The sequence below is a fragment of the Bacillus sp. EB106-07-01-XG149 genome (genome assembly GCF_058791555.1).
Genome location: NZ_JBYTDP010000003.1, coordinates 781,444 through 803,097, shown reverse-complemented (window position 1 = coordinate 803,097; position 21,654 = coordinate 781,444). Strand labels below are relative to the sequence as shown.

The 21,654-nt window shown below is 35.2% G+C and carries 19 protein-coding genes, 2 pseudogenes and 1 riboswitch; of the genes and pseudogenes, 6 read left to right on the top strand and 15 right to left on the bottom strand.

Annotation, left to right across the window (positions count from 1 at the left end; all coding sequences use genetic code 11):
- Window positions 1-30 precede the first annotated feature (30 nt).
- The 3 genes from AC3WTA_RS16485 to AC3WTA_RS16475 form a co-directional block, all read right to left on the bottom strand.
- On the bottom strand, window positions 31-543 hold the full coding sequence (locus tag AC3WTA_RS16485) for a GNAT family N-acetyltransferase (protein ID WP_000771265.1): 513 nt from the start codon (window positions 541-543) through the stop codon (window positions 31-33).
- Between the two features lie 79 nt (window positions 544-622).
- Window positions 623-1,540, bottom strand: a complete 918-nt coding sequence (gene cysK, locus AC3WTA_RS16480) for a cysteine synthase A (protein WP_000762321.1) — start codon at window positions 1,538-1,540, stop codon at window positions 623-625.
- A gap of 10 nt (window positions 1,541-1,550) precedes the next feature.
- Entirely contained in the window at window positions 1,551-2,762 is a 1,212-nt protein-coding gene (locus tag AC3WTA_RS16475; protein WP_001149418.1) for an MFS transporter, read from the bottom strand.
- A 244-nt stretch (window positions 2,763-3,006) separates the two neighbouring features.
- On the opposite strand from AC3WTA_RS16475, the gene AC3WTA_RS16470 reads away from it, so the two are divergent.
- On the top strand, window positions 3,007-4,647 hold the full coding sequence (locus AC3WTA_RS16470) for a peptide ABC transporter substrate-binding protein (protein ID WP_000824203.1): 1,641 nt from the start codon (window positions 3,007-3,009) through the stop codon (window positions 4,645-4,647).
- 41 nt (window positions 4,648-4,688) lie between these two features.
- Here AC3WTA_RS16470 and hflX read toward each other — a convergent pair whose 3' ends face one another.
- The gene (gene hflX, locus AC3WTA_RS16465; protein WP_000391895.1) at window positions 4,689-5,948 is read right to left on the bottom strand and encodes a GTPase HflX; all 1,260 of its coding nucleotides are present in this window, start codon (window positions 5,946-5,948) and stop codon (window positions 4,689-4,691) included.
- Between the two features lie 483 nt (window positions 5,949-6,431).
- Window positions 6,432-6,971, bottom strand: a complete 540-nt coding sequence (locus tag AC3WTA_RS16460; RefSeq protein WP_000822954.1) for a cobalt transporter CbiN — start codon at window positions 6,969-6,971, stop codon at window positions 6,432-6,434.
- A 180-nt stretch (window positions 6,972-7,151) separates the two neighbouring features.
- Between AC3WTA_RS16460 and AC3WTA_RS16455 the strand changes: the two genes are divergently transcribed.
- Window positions 7,152-8,135, top strand: a complete 984-nt coding sequence (locus tag AC3WTA_RS16455) for a ketoacyl-ACP synthase III (RefSeq protein ID WP_001086324.1) — start codon at window positions 7,152-7,154, stop codon at window positions 8,133-8,135.
- Window positions 8,136-8,222: 87 nt separating this feature from the next.
- Here AC3WTA_RS16455 and AC3WTA_RS16450 read toward each other — a convergent pair whose 3' ends face one another.
- The 4 genes from AC3WTA_RS16450 to AC3WTA_RS16435 all read right to left on the bottom strand — a co-directional run bounded on the left by AC3WTA_RS16450 (window position 8,223) and on the right by AC3WTA_RS16435 (window position 13,010).
- Window positions 8,223-9,491 (bottom strand): MFS transporter, encoded by a 1,269-nt coding sequence (locus AC3WTA_RS16450; protein ID WP_000886938.1) that lies wholly within the window; start codon window positions 9,489-9,491, stop codon window positions 8,223-8,225.
- A gap of 206 nt (window positions 9,492-9,697) precedes the next feature.
- Window positions 9,698-11,446, bottom strand: a complete 1,749-nt coding sequence (locus tag AC3WTA_RS16445; RefSeq protein WP_000438128.1) for an MFS transporter — start codon at window positions 11,444-11,446, stop codon at window positions 9,698-9,700.
- A 36-nt stretch (window positions 11,447-11,482) separates the two neighbouring features.
- Window positions 11,483-12,022 carry a PadR family transcriptional regulator gene (locus AC3WTA_RS16440; RefSeq protein WP_000678323.1) on the bottom strand — a complete coding sequence of 180 codons (540 nt, stop codon included), beginning with the start codon at window positions 12,020-12,022 and terminating at the stop codon, window positions 11,483-11,485.
- 175 nt (window positions 12,023-12,197) lie between these two features.
- Window positions 12,198-13,010, bottom strand: coding sequence for a polyphosphate kinase 2 family protein (locus tag AC3WTA_RS16435; RefSeq protein WP_000427327.1), 813 nt, complete (start codon window positions 13,008-13,010; stop codon window positions 12,198-12,200).
- A gap of 250 nt (window positions 13,011-13,260) precedes the next feature.
- Here AC3WTA_RS16435 and AC3WTA_RS16430 point away from each other — a divergent pair, with 250 nt between their 5' ends.
- The gene (locus tag AC3WTA_RS16430) at window positions 13,261-13,725 is read left to right on the top strand and encodes a YozF family protein (RefSeq protein WP_000821220.1); all 465 of its coding nucleotides are present in this window, start codon (window positions 13,261-13,263) and stop codon (window positions 13,723-13,725) included.
- Window positions 13,726-13,744: 19 nt separating this feature from the next.
- Here the strand turns inward: AC3WTA_RS16430 and AC3WTA_RS16425 are convergent, their stop codons facing one another.
- Window positions 13,745-14,023 carry a hypothetical protein gene (locus AC3WTA_RS16425; RefSeq protein WP_000582862.1) on the bottom strand — a complete coding sequence of 93 codons (279 nt, stop codon included), beginning with the start codon at window positions 14,021-14,023 and terminating at the stop codon, window positions 13,745-13,747.
- A 28-nt stretch (window positions 14,024-14,051) separates the two neighbouring features.
- A pseudogene (locus AC3WTA_RS16420) lies at window positions 14,052-14,554 on the bottom strand (MFS transporter); the annotation flags it as partial.
- 176 nt (window positions 14,555-14,730) lie between these two features.
- On the opposite strand from AC3WTA_RS16420, the gene AC3WTA_RS16415 reads away from it, so the two are divergent.
- On the top strand, window positions 14,731-15,216 hold the full coding sequence (locus tag AC3WTA_RS16415; RefSeq protein ID WP_001136060.1) for an 8-oxo-dGTP diphosphatase: 486 nt from the start codon (window positions 14,731-14,733) through the stop codon (window positions 15,214-15,216).
- A gap of 29 nt (window positions 15,217-15,245) precedes the next feature.
- On the opposite strand, the gene AC3WTA_RS16410 is transcribed toward AC3WTA_RS16415, so the two are convergent.
- The 3 genes from AC3WTA_RS16410 to AC3WTA_RS16400 are packed head-to-tail and all read right to left on the bottom strand — an operon-like array spanning window position 15,246 to window position 18,400.
- Window positions 15,246-16,871, bottom strand: coding sequence for a YndJ family protein (locus AC3WTA_RS16410; RefSeq protein WP_000789540.1), 1,626 nt, complete (start codon window positions 16,869-16,871; stop codon window positions 15,246-15,248).
- Between the two features lie 5 nt (window positions 16,872-16,876).
- Window positions 16,877-17,488, bottom strand: a complete 612-nt coding sequence (locus AC3WTA_RS16405) for a DUF4166 domain-containing protein (RefSeq protein WP_000002630.1) — start codon at window positions 17,486-17,488, stop codon at window positions 16,877-16,879.
- Between the two features lie 3 nt (window positions 17,489-17,491).
- Window positions 17,492-18,400 (bottom strand): DoxX-like family protein, encoded by a 909-nt coding sequence (locus AC3WTA_RS16400; protein ID WP_000676665.1) that lies wholly within the window; start codon window positions 18,398-18,400, stop codon window positions 17,492-17,494.
- Window positions 18,401-18,591: 191 nt separating this feature from the next.
- Window positions 18,592-18,778: riboswitch (Lysine riboswitch) on the top strand.
- A gap of 199 nt (window positions 18,779-18,977) precedes the next feature.
- On the opposite strand from AC3WTA_RS16400, the gene AC3WTA_RS16395 reads away from it, so the two are divergent.
- Both AC3WTA_RS16395 and AC3WTA_RS16390 read left to right on the top strand, forming a co-directional pair.
- A complete protein-coding gene (locus AC3WTA_RS16395; RefSeq protein ID WP_000448015.1) occupies window positions 18,978-20,207 on the top strand; it encodes an aspartate kinase in 1,230 nt (409 codons plus the stop codon).
- A 344-nt stretch (window positions 20,208-20,551) separates the two neighbouring features.
- Window positions 20,552-21,004, top strand: coding sequence for a VOC family protein (locus tag AC3WTA_RS16390; RefSeq protein ID WP_000002878.1), 453 nt, complete (start codon window positions 20,552-20,554; stop codon window positions 21,002-21,004).
- Between the two features lie 207 nt (window positions 21,005-21,211).
- On the opposite strand, the pseudogene AC3WTA_RS16385 reads toward AC3WTA_RS16390, so the two are convergent.
- A pseudogene (locus AC3WTA_RS16385) lies at window positions 21,212-21,550 on the bottom strand (helix-turn-helix domain-containing protein); the annotation flags it as partial.
- Window positions 21,551-21,654: the final 104 nt, after the last annotated feature.

Genomic DNA, 21,654 nt, shown 5'->3' with positions numbered 1-21,654 from the left:
ATTGCATTCCCTTTTCAATGTCCCACTAAATCATATTTCTATCCAATAACGCTGAACAATTTCCCCAGTATGAACAGAAACTACTTCATCTTCTAACATACCGCCAACCTTTTGAATCGTTTTAGCCGAAGCGATATTAACTTTATCGCAAGTTATTAACACTTTCTGTAACCCTAACTTTTGTGCTTCATCTAATGCAAGTTGTAGTTGTTTCGTAGCGTAACCTTGACGACGTTTATTTGGATGCACACTATATCCAATATGACCACTTTCCCTCAATAATTCTGAGTTTAGTCGATGTCTAATATTCACAAAACCTATAAGTTCCCCTTTTTCAAAACTTAAAAATTGACTAGACGGTACTCGATTACCTTGTAAGTTTTCTCCTAGTTCCTGTCTACTCACTTTTTCAAACCAATTATCGAGAGAATCAAAATTTTGTAAAGAACTACTACCATGTGGTTTTTCATCCGTATGTAAAAATGCCTCCCGATACTCTATAATTTGTTCGCTATATTCATTTGCTGGTTTTAATAGTTTCATTTTCATTCTCCCCCTCTTTACAACCTAAAACAAACAGCTTAATCGTGACAATTTCACGATTAAGCTGTTTCTATCAATTTCATTCAAATAATCCCATACTCAAATAACGTTCTCCTGTATCAGGTGCAATACATAAAACTTTTTTACCTGCGCCTAGACGTTTCGCTATCATAATTGCTGCGTAAACAGATGCTCCAGACGATGGCCCAACTAATAAACCTTCTTGTCTAGCTAAGTTTCTCATTGTCGTTAAAGCCTCTTCGTCTGCAATTTGAATAATTTCGTTATACACTTCTGTATTTAAGTTTTTCGGGATAAACCCTGGACTTGTTCCTACTAGTTTATGAGGACCTGGAACACCGCCTGATAAAACGGGAGATCCTTTCGGTTCTACTACTGCAATATATAAGTTTGGTAGCTTCTCTTTTAACGTTTCCCCAGTACCTGTAATAGTTCCACCAGTTCCTGCCGTTGCTACGAATGCATCAAGCTCTCCATCCATTTGTGCATAAATTTCAAGGGCCGTCGTATAACGATGAATATTCGGGTTTGCAGGATTTTCAAATTGCTGCGGAATAAAACTATTCGGAATTTGCTTTTGCAGTTCTAACGCCTTCGCAATTGCTCCTGGCATTCTTTGTTCTGCCGGTGTTAAAACTACTTCTGCGCCGTATGCTTTCAATAAATTTATACGCTCTTTTGACATATTGTCTGGCATAATTAAAATCGCTTTATATCCTTTCGCAGCTGCATTCATCGCTAAGCCTATTCCTGTATTTCCACTTGTCGGTTCAATAATTGTATCTCCTGGTTGGATGAGACCATTCTCTTCTGCAACATGCAGTAAATTATAGGCAGCACGGTCTTTCACACTGCGTGACGGATTAAACATTTCTAGTTTCACATACACATCCGCTGCGCCTTCTGGTATAAATTTAGATAATCGGACGACAGGTGTATCTCCTATTAATTCTGTAACATTTTTACATAATTTCATAGTGCATCCCCTATTCTATCGTTTTCTTATCACTTGGTAATAACCAAGAAGTAAGTCCAATTAATGGTAGACAACTACATAGTAACATAATAAATTGTAGACTATATATGTCAGCCAATTTCCCAAGGACTACAGAACCTAAAGCGCCGAGTCCAAACGCAAGCCCTACAATTAATCCAGATACCATTCCTACTTTTCCAGGAACAAGCTCTTGCGCATAAACAACAATTACACTAAAACTACTTGAACTAATAAAACCGATACATAAAAATAGCGGTACGACCCACACGAGCGAAACGTGAGGTAATAAAAGAGCAAGTGGCGCCGAACCTATCATTGAAAATACAATAATTGTTTTCTTTCCAAATCGATCTGCTAACGGTCCCCCAAAGAAAGTTCCTAATACACCGGCAATCATAAATGCGAATACGAAATACTGGGCATTTTTTATAGATAAACCGTAATGTTCAATTAAGTAAAATTGATAAAAATTCCCGATACCAGCACCGTACCAAGAACGTACAAAAGTAAGAAAAACAAGAAGTATAATAACAAATTTAATATGTGTACTTACAATCGCATTTTCCGCCTCAAGCGCAGCCCTCTTTTTCCTTCTCACAGCGCCAGTTGCTAATTCATTCCTATACCAATTTGATACGAAAATTAATAATACAATTCCTACTGCCGCAAAAGCTGTAAAACCTAAAGAGCCAATTTGGCCGAGCGGAACGAAAATTAACGCTGTAAAAATAGGAGCTAGGGAATTCCCTGTATTTCCTCCCACTTGATAAATCGCTTGCGCTAAACCTCGTTTTGCACCGGCTGCCATATAAGCAACACGAGCACCTTCTGGATGAAAGACTGCGGAACCTAATCCGATAAATAAAACAGAAATAATAACAATAATAAAGTTCGGTGCAAACGCAAGTCCAATCATCCCAAGCATACTCGAAAACATACCGAGCGGTAATAAAAATGGTGATGGCTTCTTATCTGAATACATACCAAAAACCGGCTGCATAATCGATGACGTCATATTTAATGCAAACGCTATCCACCCTACTTGCATATAGGATAAATTCATCGTTTTTTCCAAAATAGGAAACAATGCCGGCACGACTGCTTGCATCGAGTCATTTAAAAAATGACCGAAACTAATCGCAAATAGTATTCGATATATCGTCGGTGTTTCAACAGTGTTTTTTTGCGAAACTGCCTGCATACGTGTATTTCTCCTTCCTGTACAAAATATATATTTATTACAGCAAGTGTAATAAAGTAAAACTTTAACCTCGATAAATTCTGACTTTTGAAACATTTCCATTCTATACTGGTTTCATTTATTTTTCCAGAAATATCACTTCTTACATAATATATTTTTTCTATATGTTTTATCGGATTTATTTATAGAAATTTTCTATATTTTCTTTTATACTAGGACAGAGATGAAGGGAAGGATGACAACAATGAAGAGAAAAACTAAAGGAATCGTTGCACTCTCAATCACATTATCTATGTTTTTAACAGCATGTGGTCAAAAACAAGAGGCAACAACTACCGTAGAAAAGAAAAAAGAATCTTCAAAACAAGTATTAAACATTGTAGAAGCTGGGGAAATTTCTACACTTGATTCATCTATCGCAACTGATGGGTTTTCTTACGCTGCATTAAACAACGTAATGGAAGGATTATATATGCCTGGTCCTGACAATAAACCTGTTCCTGCGGCAGCTGAATCATACAAACTGAGCGAAGACGGAAAAACATATACATTCACATTACACGATTCAAAATGGTCAAATGGTGATCCAGTGACTGCTCATGATTTTGAATATGCATGGAAACGTGCTATAAATCCAGAAACTGCTTCTGAATACGCACATATTATGTTCGATATTAAAAACGCTGAAAAAATAAATAAAAAAGAATTACCAATTGATTCATTTGGTGTAAAGGCGATTGATAATAAAACGCTTGAAGTACAGTTAGAACACCCCGTTCCATACTTTTTAGGGTTAATGGGATTTGCAACATTTTATCCTCAAAACAAAAAGGTTGTAGAAGCACAAGGGAAAAATTACGGACTTGAAGCTGCAAATGTAGTTTATAACGGGCCGTTTCAATTAAGTGAATGGAAACATGATACAAGTTATAAAATGACAAAAAACCCGAACTACTGGGATAATAAAAATGTGAAGTTAAGTGAAATTAATGTAAATATCGTAAAAGATACTTCCACAGCCGTGAATTTATTTGAAAGCAAACAAGTAGACCGAATTACGATTAATTCAGAGTTTGTTGATAAATATCAAAAAGATCCGAGCTTAAAGAAAATGGAACGTCCTTCTATGACATTTTTCCGATTTAGCCAAAAGAATCCTTTATTAGCAAACAAAAACGCTCGAAAAGCTATTTCGCTCGCTTTTGATAAACAAGGAATCGCAACAACGATTTTAAATAATGGTTCTATACCTGCGAATGCATTCGTTCCGAAAGGATTCGTAAAAGGACCTGATAATAAAGATTTTCGCAGTACAAGTAATGTAAAAGTAGAAACAAATGTGAAAGAAGCTAAAACACTATGGGAAACTGCGAAAAAAGAAACAAATTTACAAAATGCTTCTCTTTCAATCATAACAACTGATGAGTCTAACGATAAAAAAATTAGCGAGTTTTTAAAAGGTGAATTGGAGAAAAACTTACCTGGCTTAAAAATCACATTACAGCCCCTTCCAGTAAAAGCATTTTTAGATCGTGAAGGAAATGGTGACTATGAAATTTCACTTTCTACATGGGGACCAGATTATCCTGATCCTACAACATTTTTAAATATGTTTGTCACTGACGGACCGTTTAATAAGATGAGCTATTCAAACAAACAATACGACGAATTAATTGAGAAAACGAGCTCTACTTTAGCAACTGATTTACCAACACGTTGGAAAGCGTTCCAAGATGCAGAGAAAATTTTACTGGAAGATGATGCAACTATCGCTCCAATCTTCCAATCAGGCCTGGTATATTTAGAACGTCCAACAGTAAAAGATGTTGTCATTCGTCCATTTGCAGGAATTTATTCTTATAAGTGGGCCTCTATTACAGAATAAGAAAAAGGCGATCCTAACATATATTAGGATCGCCTTTTTTCTTATATTGCAAAACGCTTATACTTTTCGTAATCACTCGTCTTACATTCTACTTCTAGTTTCGTACCTTCGTTTTCATAACTTGTAGATAAAACGTGCGCATGATTATTGAAATAAGAAACTACCTGTCCTTGATCATACGGAATTAACATTTCACACTTCTTATACTCTTTATAGATGTGTGAGCGAATCATTTCTACAAGCTCTTCCATTCCAACATGTTTCTTCGCCGATAAATAAACGCGATCTTCTTGTACTTTCGGAATTTCAACATCTACCATATCTGATTTGTTATAAGCATAAATGGTTGGAATATTTTCTACTCCAATTTTCTTTAACGTTTCATTTGTAATATCAATTAATTGTTCATAATTTGGATTCGCGTAATCTACAACGTGAATAAGTAGGTCTGCTTCCGCTACTTCTTCTAACGTTGAACGGAACGCTTTCACAAGGTGATGCGGTAATTTGCTTACAAATCCAACTGTATCCGTTAATAAGAATGATTTGTTATCTGGCAAATCAATATTTCGCACAGATGTTTCTAACGTCGCGAATAACATATCTTTTTCAAATACTTGTTTTTCTTCAGTACCATTGTAAATTTCAAGCATCGCATTCATCGTCGTTGACTTTCCGGCGTTCGTATAGCCTACTAATGCTACAACTGGTACTTCATTTTTCTTACGTTGCTTTCGCTGCGTTTGACGCTGGGCAACAAGTGCTTCTAGATCTTTATTTAAAACTGAAATTTGTTCTTCAATTTTACGACGATCTAACTCTAATTTCTTCTCACCGACACCTTTATTTTTCGTACCAACTCCGCCGCTCTGTCTTCCTAACGATTCACGAAGACCGATTAAACGAGGCATCATATACTGAAGATGTGCTACCTCTACTTGCAACTGTGCTTCTTTCGTTTTCGCACGTTGCGCAAAAATATCTAAAATTAATATGGTACGGTCAATTACTTTGCAATCTAAATCCGCTTCTAAATTTCGAATTTGAGAAGGAGATAATTCGTCGTTAAAGATTACCATATTCGCATCTACTTCATTTACATAAGCTGCTACTTCTTCGATTTTTCCTTTTCCAATATAATGGGATGGATTTACTCGTTGTAAATTTTGCGTCACTTGCCCAATTACCTCTACATCACAAGCTTCTGCAAGATTTGTTAGCTCTTCCATTGAATATGCAAAATCCTCTTCATTACCTAAATTTACTCCAACTAAAACTGCTCTTTGTAATAATTCTTCCATATATTTATTCCTCCATTTCGATTACGTAAAATAAAAAACACAGGTTACTGCCTGTGCTTTCGTAAACGGATAAGGGTTCACCAAAGAAATAGAAGAAAGTTATACTTTCATCCTATCTCATAGTCAAAAAGTCCCATGATCATATACGCATCCACAATAAGTGTTCACCTATACGATCCCATTCTATTTATAAAGGCAAAACAAAAAGAGGGCGTATTCGTCCCTCCCTCTTTTTCACATATAAGCTTAATAAAGGGTTCCTTTAAAATAGGCAGACCAATCCCGTTCACTCTGCACACAGACAGAGCCTTTGAGCGCTATTCAATTATTTGCACAAAGTATTGAGACGTAATCTGATTAAGATCAAAGGAAGCCCCTCCGTTCATTTTAAGTTACATAAAGTGTAGCATAAGTAATTCGCTTTCACAAGATTTAACAGCCTATCTCACGCTAAAGAAATTCTTTATATTTTTACTTTAAGCGTCATTTTTTGCGCGTTTTTCTTACAATAAAAATAACAACTGCAATAATCAATAACACACCTATAGAAATAACAGCAACTTGCCACCAACTTAAACCGTTCACCATCTCACCTTTTAAATCCACTTTCTTCGTTGGAGCTGACTCTTTTGCAATATGACTTAAGGCGTTTCTCTTCAGCTCTGCCTCATCTAATCTCTGTGTTCCACTGCACATAGATGTCTCTAATTTCCCCTCCCCTCTATAAGAAGAAAAGACTAAATATTCTCCTCCCTCTGCAAAACGAAATGTACAGCTACCAAAACTTGTATATATAATAATTTGCGAAGAGCTTGTCCCTTTCCAAATTTTCTTCACTTCAAATAATGTTTTCATTTCCCCCTCTCTCTCTTGAACTTCTAACACCTTACCTTCAAACACTACATCTGTTTTTTGAAATGCATCTTCTGTGGATACTTTAGTGCAATCACACGCATAAGACTTATCTGAAAAAATAAAACTACAAATCAAAACAAGAGACAACAAATAAACGATTCTTTTCAAGAATCTCAGACCCTTTCATTATCAATTTCAGAAGCTTTCTGTATATTATTTTGACATCCCTTCTCATATCCCTTTTCGCTCATTTTTTATATAAGGATATTAAATTATTTCATAACCTGTTGACTGTTTTACCATCTGATATTAGTATCAAGTTATAAAAATAAATTAGGAGCTGTTCCTATGAATTCTAAATCTCGTATTACTGCAATTGGTACTCATGTTCCAAATCAAATGTTATCTAATAATGATTTAGAAAAAATGATCGATACGAATGATGAATGGATTGTACAAAGAACAGGAATGAAGGAAAGAAGAATTGCTAGCGAAGATGAATACTCCTCACACTTAGCCATTAAAGCAATTGAAAATTTATGTACAACTTTTAAAAAGAACTTAGAAGATATAGACTGTATCATCGTCGCTACAACAACCGCTGACTATGTTTTTCCTAGTGTCGCATGTCAAATACAACAACACTTCAACATACCTCATACAATAGCATTTGATTTAAATGCAACTTGCGCTGGTTTCACATATGGTCTGCACGTTGGGAATAGCTTGATTACTTCTGGCTCACATGAAAAAGTACTAGTCGTAGCGACAGAGACATTATCTAAAGTTACTGATTACACCGATAGAACGACCTGCATTTTATTCGGCGATGGTGCTGGAGCTATTTTATTAGAAAGAGATGAAAACAAACCGAGCTTTATTGCTGCTCATATGGGAACAAATGGGCACGGTGGTATTCATCTATACCGAACAAACTTATCTACTACTATGAATGGCACACAACTGCAAACAAATGAAAAAATCGTGCAAAATGGGAGAGAAGTATATAAATGGGCAACACGTACGGTGCCAGCAGGTATAAAAGAACTATTACATACTGCAAATATGCAAATAGATGATATAGACTGGTTCATACCACACAGTGTTAACTTACGAATGATTGAATCTATTTGTGAGAAAACCGAAATTTCAATTCAAAAAACTTTAACGAGTGTAAAATACATGGGGAATACATCTTCAGCTTCCATTCCACTCGCTCTAGATTTAGCTAGAAAAGAAGGGAAATTAAATAACAGAGACACACTTTTACTATACGGATTTGGTGGTGGTCTTACGCATTTAGGCCTTATTGTGGAGTGGGATTTAAACTGAAATTTTTCTTTTAAACAACTAACTACAAAAAAGCTGCATTCAAAGATTGGTTACCTCTCTTTGAACGCAGCTTTTTTTATCTTAATTTTATTTACCTGTCCGAGCCCATATCACAACAGGAATCAGCATGAAAGCTAAAGCTCCTCCAGCTAATGACAGTGCCGCATAACTTGAATTCGCTACTACCATACCTGACATCGCTCCGCCTGAAGCTCCAGCTAGCGCAATAAACACATCTATTTTCCCTTGTGTTTTTGCACGTGTGGAAGGTATAGTTGCATCAACAATTTGAGCCGTACCACTTATTAAACCAAGGTTCCATCCTAATCCAAGTAAAGACAAAGCAACAATTAATAGTATTAAAGAATCACTCGGCGCTATCGCAGCTATGACACCTGCTGCTAGTAAAATTACTCCACCAGCTATACTCATCGTAGTTCTGCCAATTTTATCAATTAACATTCCTGTAACGAGAGATGGAAGATACATTGCACCTACATGAAAACCAATCACAAGTCCTACTGCACTTAATCCATGACCGTGATGCCCCATATGAACCGGTGTCATCGTCATAATCGCAACCATCACGATTTGTGTAAGTATCATTACGATAGCCCCAACAGTAATACCTCGTTTGTTTTCTGTCGCTTCTTCTGTTACTGCTTGCCCTTTATTTGTATGTTCTTGTTTATATGTTTCTATCATATTTGCAATAAGTAACGGATCTGGACGAAGCATAACAAAAAGGACAAGACCCGCCAGTATAAATGCAGCTGCTGATAATATGAACGGACCAGCAAGTTCAGGAATTCCAATTGAATGAGCAAACCTTCCCATTACACCTACTAAATTTGGACCTGCGACTGCACCAAAAGTCGTCATTACCATCGTAATACTAATAGCGGTTGCTCTTTGCTTCTTATTCGCTAAATCTGTTCCAGCATAACGCGCTTGTAAATTCGTAGCTGTGCCCGCGCCATATATAAGTAAAGAAACTAGTAAAAGAATAATACTATTTGTTAAAGCTGCCACCACAACTCCAATAGCCCCTAGTCCACCTACTATAAAACCTCCTGCAAGCCCTATGCGGCGACCATGTTTTTGCGATAACTTCCCAACAAAGAAAGCTGCTACCGCAGATCCCATTGTAAACATTGCTGCCGGCAATCCTGCATATGCATCTGTCCCAAGCATTTGCTGCGCAAGGAGTGCACCTACTGTAATCCCAGCAGCCAACCCTGCTCCGCCGAACATTTGTGAAATGCTTACGATTAGTAATGTTCGTTTGTATAATTTTCGTTGCTCTTCTTCTGTATACATACGATTACTTTTTAAAGCCCCCGCCCTATCTAACAATTCCTCATCCTCCCTTTAAAATTAAATCCTCTTGTTAATGTACTATGTTTAACGTTACATATTCAATGCTGTTTTCCATTTATCTCTTCCATTCTAAAAAACTTTCTAACCAAACTCGACTTCTCCCATGCTATATTAAAAATACTATTATTCACAATATGCAAGGAGAAAACAATAAAAAACAGGCTGCTAATAGCCTGTTATCTTTACACTTCCTCTACTACTCTTTCCCTTCTCTTTTTACTCAAAGCCTTTCTTTCCGAAAATAACAAACTTACTAAAGCACAAATTAAAATAATTGGCACACTTGCTTTATATAAATCTGTAAAACTCATAGCCATCTGATTCTTAGCATAATGATTCACATCATTCGAAAATGCACGTACTTCTTTCTTTATACTTTCCTCTTGTTTTTCAACTTCATTTGTCACTTGATTCATAACTTCTTCTCTTTTTACATCTCTATATTCTACTGGAATTTCTCTTAATACTTCATCCACTTTTTGGTGAATTAATGCATCTTTTTTCTCTTTATTTAACCCTACAAATGTTTTATTTTGATGCTTTTCTACACTTGGTTCTATACTTTGGTTCTCTATTTTTTCTTTTGTTACTTGTAGTATTTCAGCTTGCTGTGAGCTATCCACATGAATATTATGCACTTTTTCTTCTGCATAACGATATACATTCTCTTTATTTACAGCTAAATTGTGCGTTAAGTTAGATACAAATATTGCAACTGCTAATACAATTCCTACTTGCCGCAACATCGAGACAACACTTTGAGAAGCGGTTAATAATTCCCCTTCAAACGAAGAAGCACTTAAAACTGTAATTGGACCTACTACTAAACCATACCCAACACCTAATATCATACATGGAATAATAATTTCTATATTTGTTGAATTAACATCAATCATTTGCAACCAATAATAAGAGAAACCCATAACAAGAAAGCCTGACAAAATAATAGTTACTTTTCCGAGTTTTTTAATTAAAGTTGCTGCAACTGGTGAGACAAAAAATATCATTGCTGAAATAGGTGTCACTAAAAAAGCTGCTTCAATTTCCGTTCGACCTTGTATTTTCGTCAAGAACGTTGGAAGTAATACAGTTACTCCAATTAAAAATAAATTACTTAATATGACAACGATAGACGCTCCGACAAACATTCGATCTTGAAATAACTTTAAATTCACCATTGGATTATGAATCTTTCGTTCTACTAAAACAAATAGAATAAGAGAAATAGTGCTAATTGCATAACAAGACAAAGCAATATTACTTTGCCATCCCCATGTATTGCCTTTTACTAATATGAGAGTAAAAGAAAAAATTGCTGTGCTACTTAATAGTAGTCCTACCCAATCTATTTTTGAGATAATACGTTCTTCATTTTTTATTTGCAGCATAATGCAGCATAAAATGATTCCAAGAATACAAATTGGAACATTTACGAAGAACACCCATCTCCAACCGAAATTTTGTGTAATAATTCCACCTATTACTGGTCCCATTGCAGCTGATAGTCCTTGTGTTACCCCTAAAATTGCAAGTGCAACATGCCTCTTTGCTAATGGCATTGCTGATACGCCGATTACCATACTTGTCGGAAATAAAATTGCTGCACCAATACTTTGTATAAAACGAGAAAAGATAAGAAAATCGCCCGTATTGGCAAAAGCACAAAGCACTGATCCACCACCAAAAATTATCAAACCAAGAATATACATCTTTGCTTTCCCAAAAATATCAGCTATCCGTCCTAGTGGAATGGCTAGTACTGCAATCGTCATCGTATAAACATTTAATATCCAAGACATCTTTTCTAATGAAGTATTTACACTCGTTTGTATGGCTGGTAAAGCTATATTCATAATTGTCGTATCAATCATACAAAGAAATATACCTAAGCACATTAAAAAGACAATCTTAATACCCTTTGATTGCTCCATGTTCATCTACCCCTTTATTTATTATGAACGTGTTTTTCATTCTTCCGTTTTATTGTGTTTTTTTACTTCTAGTTGCTCTAGTTTTCTTTTCAACGTCTCTACTTGAGCACTATACGATGCGATACCTACATCTAGTGAAATTTCTTCAACAAAAGTAATACCTTCTCTCCACTTTTCATATTTCAAACGAAGATCCGCAATATATGCTTCTTTCCTTTCAATTTCGTCCGCAATCCATTTTTTTATTGCCTTGTCATCGCTATAATTACCGAAATACATCCTCATTAAAAAATCTGAACGTAAAACATCTTTCTCTACATCTGTTTGCATGTACTGATAAAACTCTTCACGCCCTTCATCTGTAATAAAGTACATTTTCTTATTCGGTTTTCCTTCTTGCATAATAACCTCTTTCTTTATTTTCCCCTCTTTTTCCAACTGTCGTAACGTTGGGTAAATCATTCCAAAACTCCCATCAAAGAAATGAGTAAATACGTCTTCGAACACAATTTTAATATCATAACCAGACATTTCTTTTCCCATTAACAAGCCTAAAATAACATCTCTTCCCTTCAAAATAAAACCTCCATACTATATATAATCAATAATCATATTAACGACGTTAATATGATTATTGATTATATACCTCATTCCGTTAATTGTAAAATGTTTCTAAATAAAAACACCCTGTAATTTTATTATCTAAAATTACAGGGTGGCTCTACTTTATATTTCATATACAAACTTTGTACTATTTTACAACTTCATCTTGATTAGCTTCAAAACCTTCTGTCTTACCCTCTTTCATTTCATAATAATACGAAGGTAATTCTATATTATGTTCTAAAAGGTAATCCTCAATTAATGAAATGATCACTTTCAACGTTTTCAATCGAGCATATAATTTATCGTTACTCGCGATAATTTGCCATTTTGCATTTGGCTTATTTGTTTTTTCAAACATGTCTTCCATCGCTTTAACATACTCATCCCATTTTTCACGGTTGCGCCAATCTTCGTCTGTAATTTTCCATTTTTTCAAAGGGTTGTTCTCTCTATCTTTAAACCTCTTTAATTGTTCATCTTTACTAATATGATAGAAAAACTTTCCGACTATATAATGATCATCTGTTAATAGTTTTTCAAAATCATTAATCTCATCATACGCTCTCGTCCACTCTTCCTTTGTAGCAAAACCTTCAACACGCTCAACTAACACACGGCCGTACCATGAGCGATCAAAAATAGTAATTTGCCCGTACTGAGGTAGTTTCCGCCAGAAACGTTGCAAGTAATGGTGCCGTTTTTCATGAGGTGCTGGTGCTCCAATTGGATTTACTTGGAACCCACGTGGATCAAGGTGTTCTGTCACTCGCTTAATCGCTCCGCCTTTTCCAGCCGCATCCCAGCCTTCCATAACGAGCATAACTGCGATTTTTTCCTCTTTTACAATTTGCTGCAACGCTAATAAGCGCCTTTGATATTTTTCAAGTTTCTTATTGTACTTAGATTTCGATTCAATTCTTTTCGTTACATCTACTTTAGCAAGATGTCCATTTTCCATAAAACAAATCCCCCTTGTTGTATGACAATGTTATTTTAACATATTATTGGCAATTTTTTCACATTAGAAAAAACTGTGTAGAAAAATCTCTACACAGCTTTTATAAAGAATACAGCAGTTAATATTCGCATTTAAAATGTAAATTACATTCATGAGTGTCATAAATACCACCTTACATTATATGGTATATACTCACATAAAGAGAAGATACTAATAAATAAATCCGTTACAGAATGGGAGCTCTCTAAAAATGAAACGAATAATATTTTCTCTCTTTGCACTAATCTGTTTCGCACTACCAATACAAGTTAGTGCATACACATTCCAATCACTACCAATTGAATCAAAATCAAAACAGTGGTATATCGAAATTGATAAATCCTATAACGTAAACAAGCAAGCAGCGCAGCAAAAACAAGGTGTATACGATACATATCGCTTACTCGTAAAAAACATCGGCAATGATGTGTCAAACGTAGCTGTAGAAATAGTTGATAACATTCCTACCTTTAAAGCTAGTTTTAATCCTACTACATTACATAACAACGTTTCAAAAAGTCAGACAAGCTTTGACTACATCGTATTCCCATTAGACTTTAACAGCCATAATTTCAAAGTCGTCATTACTTGGGAAGAAAAAAATTTCTCATACAACGGTCATCCGGTAAATGAGGAGGAACAAATGAAACAAACATTTGTGTTTAATGAAGAATAAGCCCTAATTTGATTAGGGCTTATTCTTCATTTACAAAACCAGATTGAATCGCTTCCGTTACTTCTTCTGTGATTTCTAGTTCTGTTGCTTCCGTACTAATTTTCTTGTCCCAAATATGTACGGAAGGCTTTTCGTTACAAAGATGTTTTACTAATACTAGTTGATTATATGTTAGCTTATTTTCTCTATGGGTGGCGATATAGACTGTGAAATTTTTTGCTTCAAAGACCTTTTCCTGCAAAGTGTATTGGCTGGCCAATTCCTTTGCTACTATATCGTTCAAGTTTTCTATAATCATATAAGTTATTCTCCTTTCCCTTATATCATCAATCAAATCGTCGAATACTTGGTACACATAATGCTACTCCAATTGTTACAAGTACTAATATAGCTAGTGTTATAATCGTTATCTCGCCACCTATGACAGTAGCTAACCATCCTACAACCACATAACCTAGTGGCACTAAAGCAAATGAACCTAGCATATCAAGGCTTGCCACTCTTCCAAATGCTTCTTCTGGTACAAGCTCTTGTAAACTTGTTTCCCAAATGAGTCCAAATATCATCATACCGAACCCTTCAATTGCCATTAATCCAATTAATGCAGGTGCCCAAGCAATAAATGGCATTATTAAAAGCGTATAACCACTTATTAATACACCACCATAGGCAAGTAATCCCCGCTTATGCCACCGTTCTCTCACGCCAAATATTAGGCGGCAATTACAGCTCCAACACCAGAGGATGCCATTCCTAATCCATACACATATGCTTCAAAATGATGATGAACATTAAATAACCATGGAATTAATACGGTGATAATGCCGGCATCCCCCAAAGCTTTTTCTCTTTGTACGTCCCCTTGCATTTCTCTCTCCTTTTTTCAAATGATTATAGACTTTATTATATATCACTAAAAATTCCCAATATTCTTTTTCGATTATATAAGAAACCATTATGTTATGGTAAAATTATCAAAATAAATATAAAGGAGAATACATTATTATGCCTCAAAATTCTCATAACATCGAGCACCGCATCTATACAATGTGTATGATCCAGCGAAATAATGAAGTTTTACTTATAAAACGCCCCGATCATCGAGGTTTTCCTGGCTACATCGCTCCTGGCGGAAAAGTAGATTTCCCAGAAAGTATCGTTCAAGCTGCTAAACGAGAAGTAAAAGAAGAAACTGGATTACTTGTTTCAAATTTAACTTTTAAGGGATTAGATGAATACGTAAATCCGAAAGAAAATGTTCGATATATGGTATTTAACTATTGGACAGATTCATTTGAAGGTGAACTCCTTTTGAATCCTCCTGAAGGCGAATTATCATGGGTAGCAATCGATACAGCACTAAATCTTCCTATGCAAGATTGGTTTAAAGAGAGATTCCCATTATTTTTTGAAATAGGTACGTTTGAAATTCAACGTGTTTGGGACCAAGACTTAGATAAACAAGTTGCTATGACAATTACGCATACGTAAAAAAAGCTTGGTATCTCTCCAAGCTTTTTTCACTTTCCTTCTATTTTCTTAATCTCATAATCAATTTCTAAAAACTTAACTCCAAATATCCACATTCTATGGTTAGCTTCTAATATGTGATTCGTGTTCTCCTTTATAATAAAAGTCTCTGCTAACGGTAAACGAATTGTAAAGAAACGAGTATGTAAATAAATCCCCTCATCTCCTTTACCATTTCTTCTCAGCTTACTAGTAATGATTAAATCATTACTCTTATTACATAATTTTAAAACCCCCGTCATATTCGAATATGGTAAAGGTAATGCAATATTCATATATGTCTCGCTCTTATATGTGTGCTTTGAGTAAAGAGCTACAAAAATAGATTCTCCTGCTTCATTTTTTCTTAGCCAAGCCCTTACATTCTCTCTTCCATCTTTCTCATCTATTATCCCGACGATAGAGCCATGCATCGTTTCCCACCTACCGCCCATTCCTAAATGTATTTGTCCTACACGCTTACTCATTTTCTCATAGCAAAATGCAACCGGACGAAACCAACGAGCCCACTTAATATGCGATTGTAACTCATACTCTTTTGTATTTTCATAAAAACGAGTAATACTTAAAGGAATCTTCGCCATGTCAAATCCCTCACTATGAAAATCGTTCATATTATCAACTAAACCTTTGTATTCCTTGCTATCTATTAAACTTCTGTTATGTAAAAATGCTTCACCAACTGTCGTATTTCCTATTAACCTGCTCATTGGTTTCCCGTAATATTTATGATTCGGAGCACTCTTTTCAATCATCCAGCCGACAAATGCGGGTAACGCTACTCCAATTCCATTGACAACACCGTGAATCCAAACCATTTGAGCAATTGTAATCGTCATTACATGTTTCAAATTCCCATATGAATATACAAGTGAAAACATAATTGTTACCATGAGTGTGCTAGAAGATATGATTAGGAGAACTTTTGCACTAACAGCATTAAATTTCGTACACCAAACATAAATCCCATAACTATAAATAGCACATAAATATAGGAACACTGCAAAAAATTCAAATACCCTCGAGTACGTAATTCCTATTGCAACTGTCATAGGTGAAATGACGATGACAAACATAATAGCATCATATACTTTACTTCTCTTTTCTCTTTTCCTCCCAATTAAACCAGCTGATAACGGCAATAGAAATGCCGAATAATGAAAGTGTGCAGCTGTAAGCAAAACAATGTCGGAACTAAAGTGCATAATGGAAAGCTTTGCTACAGAAGCAAAAAACCAGAAACCACCTAAAAACAAATACATAAACGCACTATCGATAGCTGTCTCCTCTAACGGTTTCCATCCTCTTTCTAGCAATCTACTTATACCAAATAACGCAACAATTCCTGTATATACAAACCAAAGTAACGCAAAGAAATAATGATTTGTTACGAAAGCTAACGTTGCATTAATTGCTGCAATTGGATATAGCGGCGATACAAATTTATAAAAGAATACATACGATCCATTTCTTGTTTTCTTATCAATGATGCAAAATGACATCGGTATAAATAACAAAATAGATAATAAAATAATTGCTTCCACCGGGTTTATATTTGACCACTCACATATTAGAAAAATAATATAACAAGCAAACCCAACTATTATATTTTTCATATCATTTATTTCCTCTCTACAAATGTTCCCTTATATGAAAATAATGAACCAATTAACGGATTGCTTACTTGTACATGAATTCGAAAGCATTGTAGTGTTTCATCATAACTTTCTACAATGTTGGCCTCTCCGTATAAAAACCTAGGTAACGGGACTTTCCTTCCAAACATGTAAAACCATTGTTTCTTTGAAGAAATATGCATTGCCCCCACCTCATCAATATGAAAATTCAATGTAGAAACAAGTATTTGCGGTTCACCAAAATAATCTAAAATTTCATTATTCTCTTCATCCATCTGCATAATGGCGTTAAAGTATCTTTTCTTATTATGAAAATAAAAAGTACGATTCCACCGCACAAGTTCATTTCCATGTTCATCTCGCTCAGCGGTATTATGTATTGTAAATGGCACTTCCTTCCCCCGCTCAGAGAAAAACATTCTAAACTTCGATGCAATTTTTAATATCAATTTTACGAAAAAAGAACCTCCGTAAATTTCATCCATTTCTCCTTCTCCAGTAAAGCTATTTTCTTCCGTGATCTCATAGCGTTTCTGTAATTTCGGATGAAGTTTTTTATAAGAATCCCCTAATAGTCTTTCATACATATTAGCCATACATTATTCCTTTCTCTTCCTCTTGCAATTTTTTGCACTCGGTAAATCAGAACTATTTATATAACCGACAATCGATAACCCCATAAGTAGAACGTTTAATGTAGTTGGATTAAACGGCTCTGTAAAGCTTACGATATTCGTAAAACCCGCCGCTATCGTTAAAGCTATTAACATAAAAATATGTACGATAAATACTTTTCGTTTTGGAAATGGCAACAGCCATATGGCACCAAAAATAATTTCTAATAATCCAATTATTTTAAGTACAAAAATACTATATTCCGTTGAACCAATTATCACAGATAGCATTTTTACTTCTTCTGAATGAGTAAACACTAGTTTCGGCACTATTCCTTGATACATCCATACAAAAGCAAACAAAAAACATACAAGCCAATATGTCATTGTTCTTCTAATTAGTAATCTCGGATGAAGTCCCTTTTCTAACCATAATTTTAAAGCATCAAAACTCCAAGCAGTCGCCCAGCCTAATAACGGACGAAACATATAGAAATCTATTACATTTCCTATACGACCAAACCTCGTATCGTAATCATATTGCGTCTCAAAATGAATGTGTTCTTTACGCGGTGTATACTTCCAATAACCACGCCCTATTTGAATAAGTGATAATTTATTTGCTGTCCAAAATTTTAAAGAAGAAATCCGTTCACCCGTTTCTTTTCTTATTTCTCCTATCGATTCCCCTTCACCAGCTATTTCAAGTCCTAATCCAATTTTAGTTTTATATAAAAACTTCTGCGGTTCTCCTTCTTTTTTCTTTAAATACGAAATTTCAGTAAAGCGAGCATCCCATTCTATATGTATATCTGGTTCCTGTGTATATACCCATAATTTTTCCATTGTTGTGTTCATTTCTGCCGAAACATAAATAGGCTTTTTCCCCTTCATTCTTCCACCTCCTATGCACTATAAATTTAATGTACATGCTATGAATTTATTTTGCTACAGTTTTCACAAACTCCTTCAAGAAAAGAAAGAATTTTTAAAATTCATACAAAACACTTGATTCCCCGAAAAATTTAAATTATTATAAAACAAATGTTACCAACAACTTCATAAATCAAACACTCTCGCCTAAAACGTGAGATAGAGGTTGCGATACTTATGATTATTCTAATGGAGACACAGAGATGTCTATGAAATTAGATGAAAGGAAGTATTGCCGAAATCGATAATTTTCTCTGCATTTATCGATTGGGGCTGTTTTCGAATAGAAACAGAACTGTCATATGTACAGAAGTGTATGTATGAAGAGCTATCTACAAAAAAGAGATATCATTTTTATGGTATTCCTTTTTTGGCGGTTTTTTTATTAGCTCCGTTTTCTGTTTCCCTTTTCCTGTAACAGCACCATCCTCACTTATTTGAGATGGTGTTTTTTGTTTTTCTCTGGTAACTACAGGAATATTGGGATCTATATATGTCCTAATCTATTCTTAAAAATGGATGAAAGAAGGAATTCGTAATGGAAACGATTGTACAAAAATTTGGTGGCACTTCTGTTGGAAGCGTTGAGCGCATCCAACATGTAGCAAATTTAATTATTGAAGAATATGAACGAGGACATAGTATCGTCTCTGTCGTTTCAGCAATGGGAAAAAACACAGATGAACTCGTAGCACTTGCTAACGCGATTTCAGAAAATCCGAGTAAACGCGAAATGGATATGCTTCTATCAACAGGAGAGCAAGTTACTATTTCATTATTAACGATGGCACTACAAGCAAAAGGTTATAACGCGATTTCATTAACAGGATGGCAAGCTGGTATTACGACAGAATCTGTACATAGTAGTGCACGGATTACTGACATTCATACAGATCGAATTCAATCTTATCTTACTGAAGGTACGATTGTTATTGTAGCTGGCTTCCAAGGAGCCAGTGAAGAACATGAAATTACAACGCTTGGACGCGGTGGTTCTGATACAACTGCTGTTGCATTAGCTGCTGCACTGAAAGCAAAAAAATGTGATATTTACACGGATGTGACCGGTGTATATACGACGGACCCACGAGTTGTAAAAGATGCTTATAAATTAGATGAAATTTCTTATGACGAAATGCTAGAACTAGCAAACCTCGGTGCTGGTGTATTACACCCGCGTGCTGTTGAGTTTGCTAAAAATCATAATGTCATGTTAGAAGTTCGCTCAAGTATGGAACAAGAAAACGGAACAATTGTAAAAGGAGAATGTAACATGGAACAACAATCAATCGTTAAAGGTATTGCATTTGAAGATAATATTACACGCGTCACAATGAAAGGATTAGAACAAGGTGCACTCTCAACAGTTTTCTCTACATTGGCAACAGCACATATTAATGTAGATATCATCATTCAAAGTATTACAAATGAAGGAACTGTTCACCTCTCCTTCTCAATCCATTCTAATGATTTAAAAGAAACATTAGAGGTATTAGAACAAAATCAAGAAACACTTCACTATGAATCTGTAGAATATGAAAATTATTTAGCAAAAGTATCCATTGTAGGATCTGGTATGGTCTCTAATCCAGGAGTTGCTGCGAATATGTTCACTACTTTAAAAGAAGAAGATATTCATATTAAAATGGTAAGTACATCAGAAATTAAAGTATCTGTCGTTATTGACCGCCTTCATTTAGTAACAGGTGTTGAGGCGCTGCATCAATCATTTATGGCAAAAATTGAGCCTTTAGTGCAGATGAGTTAATTTCCACCGGTAAAACTTTAAAAAATATATGAATCTATTTCCTTCCTATATAAATAGAAACAGGATAGGACTGTTTTGTGGGAAAGTCGAAGTTATTCTATCGAATAGCAATTACAGTATCAAATTCTTGAAATGATAGCATTCACGAAATAAAGTTCGCGCATATTTCAATAGTAAAGGGTTTACGAAGTGTTATTCGTTAACAAGATTTTATATACTATGCCCGAAAACACCTTGTCACATTTTCCTACGCTGTGACAAGATGTTTTTTGTTTAGAAAAGATTTTAGTATAATTATGAGGATAATTAAATAATAAATTTATACATAAAAGGAGATAAAAACTATGGCAAACAACCGATTACTACGAATGGACAATGTCAGCATCGTTGTAGAATCACTTGATAACGCAATCTCATTCTTCGAGGAGATTGGCTTGAATCTCGAAGGGCGAGCTACTGTTGAAGGTGAATGGGCTGGTCGCGTAACTGGACTCGGTTCTCAGTGCGTAGAGATTGCTATGATGGTTACGCCAGATGGCCACAGCCGAATTGAACTTTCTCGATTTCTCACCCCACCTACTATAGCAGACCATCGGACAGCTCCTGTAAACGCCCTCGGTTATTTGCGCGTCATGTTCACCGTTGAAGACATTGACGAAATGGTATCCAGACTGACTAAGCATGGTGCTCAGCTCGTTGGTGAAGTAGTTCAGTATGAGAACTCGTATCGACTCTGCTACATTCGTGGAACCGAAGGAATTTTAATCGGTTTAGCGGAAGAACTCGGTAACAAATAAGTAATGTTTTATTAGACGTCTTTACTGAAGTAAAAATATTTGAAAGAACTTTACGCTTAATAAAACTTAGATTTTGAACCCCGTCCTAGCTTTAGAACGGGGTTATGCTTGTTTAAACTTTTTAACATACTATCAACATCCCGAAATCATTATAAAACAATTCAATTACTTGTTATACTCTTTCCTAGGAAATATAACGGACCCTTCTCACTTCTTATCATATATATCTTTTCTTTTAAAAAACGATCTGAACTCATTCAAAATAACTTTCTTCACGTCAGAGTAAAAAACCATCATGAATAGTGCAATTCCTAATAAAATCTCTTGCATTCCTTCATAATCAATGAAAGCACTCACAATTAGCAAACCAAACCCAATATAAAAACCAAACTCATTCTCTTTCTCAAAATCCTCATCTTCATCAATATGTATTTTCTCTTTTAAATTTCGGTTCCCTTTTATTAACTCATCGAGCGTAACATTATACATTTCGCTCAATAAAATTAAATTTTCAATATCAGGGCAACTTTTATCATTTTCCCACTTACCCCGCTTTAACAGGCAGTAAATCTCATCAAAGCTTTTAAGCACAATCAAGGCAGCCAGATGCGATTAACTGCCTATAAAAGCCCGATTGGTTCAACTAATAA

Bases quoted from the DNA above. Each gene is read 5' to 3' on its own strand.
- AC3WTA_RS16485 (WP_000771265.1), bottom strand. From the start codon at position 543: ATGAAACTATTAAAACCAGCAAATGAATATAGCGAACAAATTATAGAG.
- AC3WTA_RS16400 (WP_000676665.1), bottom strand. From the start codon at position 18,400: ATGAAGGGGAAAAAGCCTATTTATGTTTCGGCAGAAATGAACACAACA.
- AC3WTA_RS16435 (WP_000427327.1), bottom strand. From the start codon at position 13,010: ATGGAAAATGGACATCTTGCTAAAGTAGATGTAACGAAAAGAATTGAA.
- AC3WTA_RS16475 (WP_001149418.1), bottom strand. From the start codon at position 2,762: ATGCAGGCAGTTTCGCAAAAAAACACTGTTGAAACACCGACGATATAT.
- AC3WTA_RS16410 (WP_000789540.1), bottom strand. From the start codon at position 16,871: ATGAAAAATATAATAGTTGGGTTTGCTTGTTATATTATTTTTCTAATA.
- AC3WTA_RS16405 (WP_000002630.1), bottom strand. From the start codon at position 17,488: ATGGCTAATATGTATGAAAGACTATTAGGGGATTCTTATAAAAAACTT.
- AC3WTA_RS16470 (WP_000824203.1), top strand. From the start codon at position 3,007: ATGAAGAGAAAAACTAAAGGAATCGTTGCACTCTCAATCACATTATCT.
- AC3WTA_RS16395 (WP_000448015.1), top strand. From the start codon at position 18,978: ATGGAAACGATTGTACAAAAATTTGGTGGCACTTCTGTTGGAAGCGTT.
- AC3WTA_RS16445 (WP_000438128.1), bottom strand. From the start codon at position 11,446: ATGGAGCAATCAAAGGGTATTAAGATTGTCTTTTTAATGTGCTTAGGT.
- AC3WTA_RS16425 (WP_000582862.1), bottom strand. From the start codon at position 14,023: ATGATTATAGAAAACTTGAACGATATAGTAGCAAAGGAATTGGCCAGC.
- AC3WTA_RS16455 (WP_001086324.1), top strand. From the start codon at position 7,152: ATGAATTCTAAATCTCGTATTACTGCAATTGGTACTCATGTTCCAAAT.
- hflX (WP_000391895.1), bottom strand. From the start codon at position 5,948: ATGGAAGAATTATTACAAAGAGCAGTTTTAGTTGGAGTAAATTTAGGT.
- AC3WTA_RS16390 (WP_000002878.1), top strand. From the start codon at position 20,552: ATGGCAAACAACCGATTACTACGAATGGACAATGTCAGCATCGTTGTA.
- AC3WTA_RS16430 (WP_000821220.1), top strand. From the start codon at position 13,261: ATGAAACGAATAATATTTTCTCTCTTTGCACTAATCTGTTTCGCACTA.
- cysK (WP_000762321.1), bottom strand. From the start codon at position 1,540: ATGAAATTATGTAAAAATGTTACAGAATTAATAGGAGATACACCTGTC.
- AC3WTA_RS16415 (WP_001136060.1), top strand. From the start codon at position 14,731: ATGCCTCAAAATTCTCATAACATCGAGCACCGCATCTATACAATGTGT.